Below are 2,954 nucleotides of genomic sequence, written 5' to 3' on the forward strand. Positions count from 1 at the left end.
TCCTTGCGCTTCGCCTTCACCGTCTCGCGCGCCAGCACGCGCCCGCCGATGGCTGCCTGGATGGGCACCTCGAACATCTGGCGCGGAATGATCTCCTTGAGTTTCTCCGTCAGCACGCGTCCGCGATCGTACGCCTTGTCCTTGTGCACGATGAACGACAGCGCGTCGATGGGCTTGCCCGAAAGCAGTATGTCCAGCTTCACCAGCTTCGAGGGCTTGTAGTCGTCGAAGTCGTAGTCGAGCGAGGCGTAGCCCTTCGTGTTCGACTTAAGCTTATCGAAATAGTCCATGATAAGCTCCGACAACGGGATCTCCCACAGCATCTCCACCGTCGTGGGAGACAGATAGTTCATGGTGACGAAGGTGCCGCGCCGTGCCGTGGTCAGCTCCATGACCGCGCCCACGTAGTCGGGCGGAATGAGGATCTTCGCCTTGAGATAGGGTTCCTCGATGCGCTCGATCTCGCCGGGGTCGGGCATCTCCTGGGGCGAGTGCAGCGAGATCATCTCGCCGCCCTGGCGGTACACGTGGTACTCCACGCTGGGCGCCGTTGCCAGAAGGTCGAGGCCGAACTCGCGCTCGAGGCGTTCCTTGATGACTTCCATGTGCAGCAGGCCCAAGAAGCCCACGCGGAAGCCGAAGCCCAGCGCGTGCGACTTCTCCGGCTCCCAGGCCAGCGCCGGGTCGTTGAGCGACAGCTTCTCCAGCGCCTCCTTCAGAGGCTCGTACTGGTCGCCGTCGAGGGGGAACAGGCCCGTGTACACCATGGGCTTGGCGTCGCGGTATCCCGGCAGCGGCTCATCCACGCCGCCGCGCACGGCGGTGATGGTATCGCCCACCTTCACCTGGCGCACGTCCTTCAGGCCGGTGACCAGGTAGCCCACCTCGCCCACCGACAGCTCCGGTAGCGGCGTCTCGGCCGGGCGGCGCGCTCCCACCTCTTCCACCAGCACCTCGGTGCCGGTGGCCATCATGAGCACCCTGTCGCCCTTCTTCACGGCGCCGTCCACCACGCGCACGAGCGCCACCACGCCGCGGTACGGATCGAAGTACGAATCGAAGATGAGCGCGCGCAAGGGGGCGTCGGCGTCCCCGACGGGCGCGGGAATGTTGTACACCACGGCCTCCAGCAGATCGTGCACGCCCTCGCCCGTTTTGCCGGACGCGAGCACCGCATCGTCGGCGGGGATGGCCAGGCCCTCCTCGATCTCCTCGCGCACGCGGTCGGGCTCGGCCGCGGGAAGGTCTATCTTGTTGATGAGCGGGATGATGTCGAGGTTCGCGTTCATGGCCATCATGGCGTTGGCCACGGTCTGCGCCTCCACGCCCTGGGTGGCGTCCACCACGAGCACGGCGCCCTCGCACGCGGCGAGGCTTCGGCTCACCTCGTAGGTGAAGTCGACGTGGCCGGGCGTATCGATGAGGTTGAACTGGTAGGTCTGGCCGTCGTCGGCCGTGTAGTCCACGCGCACGGCCTGGCTTTTGATGGTGATGCCGCGCTCGCGCTCGATGTCCATGCTGTCGAGCAGCTGGGCCTGCATGTCGCGGCTGGCCACCGTGCCCGTGAGCTCGAGGACGCGGTCGGACAGCGTCGACTTGCCATGGTCGATGTGCGCGATGATGGAGAAGTTGCGGATGAAGTTCGGATCGGTGGTCATAGCCTGTCTTTCAAATGACGCGCGCTCGCACGCATGCGGGCGCTTCGGGAAAACGGAGCCTATTCTACCCTATTCGCGCGCTGCGGACAGGGTTCGCGCGCTACAGTTCCACGACAGCGGTCGCATCGCTCGCGGAATCGACGCGCACGAGCTTGGCGCGAGCCTTGTCGCCCTCGTCCAGGCACAGCGCCCAGAGGCCGTCCTCCAGCTCCACGACCGCCTCTCCCCCGTCCAAGGCGACGGACGAATCGATCACAGGCACGAAACCCGAGCCGTCCTCGGCAGTGAACACGGGTCGCGCGACGACGGCAACCGCGGCTCCCGATGTCTTGACCTGCACCCGCGACCCGCTCTCAACGGTTTCCGAGGGCACCGTCGCTCCTTCGTAGACGGGCTTCTCGTCGGAATGGCATGAGGAGCAGGCGACGTTCCGGTCGATCACCTGATGCTGGGACGCGCCGGAGCATCCTGCGAGGGTCACAGCGCCCATGAGGGGCAGCGCGGCGGCGGCCAGTACGCGGACGGGCAAGCGAAAGTCGCAACGGTGCATGGAAGGCTCCTTTTCCCAGGTTGATGGAGAAACGTGCGCGATTTTGCATTTGTGCGTGAAAAAGCGCTCAACGTTTGCTATTCTATCGCATTGTGTATCCGGCAAATACGTTCGCGCGATGGTTTCATCGCCGATCTGCAGACGTGGCTGCGCTTCAAGATTCGTACGTGCCGGTGACCGATTGGTCCGCGAAACAGAGAAATCCCGCCTGTTTCACCATGCATCGAGGCTGCCCGCCTGCGCGGGCGCGCCATGGTTCCCCCGAAGGGGATCGCATGCGAGGCTGTCGTCACCGTGCAGTTGCGACTCTCGAGATCGCCAAACGCTCCGCATCGCCGGAAACGCACGGTATCAGACAGGTTTTGCAAATTGGAGGAACATCACCCATGGCGAACATCAAAAGCCAGAAGAAGCGCATCATCACCAACGAGAAGTCCCGCATGCGCAACCGCGCGGTCAAAAGCGAGCTCAAGACCGCGACCCGTCGCATGAAGGACGCCGTCGCCGCCGGCAACGGCGCCGAGGCCTACGCCGCCGCGTGCGCCGCGTGCCGCCTGATGGACAAGGCCGCCTCGAAGGGCGTCATCCACAAGAACCAGGCTGCGAACCGCAAGAGCGGCATCATGGCCCTGGCCAACACGGTTGCCACCGACGCCGATCGCGCCGCCTACGTGAAGCCGGCCAAGAAGGAGCAGAAGACCGGCTCCAAGAAGGCCGAGCGCAAGGCCGCCCGTCTCGCCGAGATG

Annotated in this window: 3 protein-coding genes; 1 reads left to right on the plus strand and 2 read right to left on the minus strand. The window is 64.8% G+C overall.

The genetic code is table 11. The features are described from left to right. Nucleotides 1-1,658: translation elongation factor 4 (lepA, locus tag ACMO6A_RS08260; protein ID WP_418471074.1), on the minus strand; the 1,658-nt coding region annotated here is incomplete at its 3' end. A gap of 100 nt (nt 1,659-1,758) precedes the next feature. Further along, entirely contained in the window at nt 1,759-2,208 is a 450-nt protein-coding gene (locus tag ACMO6A_RS08265; RefSeq protein WP_009608653.1) for a hypothetical protein, read from the minus strand. Between the two features lie 386 nt (nt 2,209-2,594). Here ACMO6A_RS08265 and rpsT point away from each other — a divergent pair. Further along, nucleotides 2,595-2,954 (plus strand): 30S ribosomal protein S20 (gene rpsT, locus ACMO6A_RS08270; RefSeq protein ID WP_418471075.1); only part of this gene is annotated, 360 nt, incomplete at its 3' end.

Origin of the sequence: Eggerthella sp. (assembly GCF_048329335.1) — a bacterium.
GTDB lineage: Bacteria > Actinomycetota > Coriobacteriia > Coriobacteriales > Eggerthellaceae > Eggerthella > Eggerthella lenta.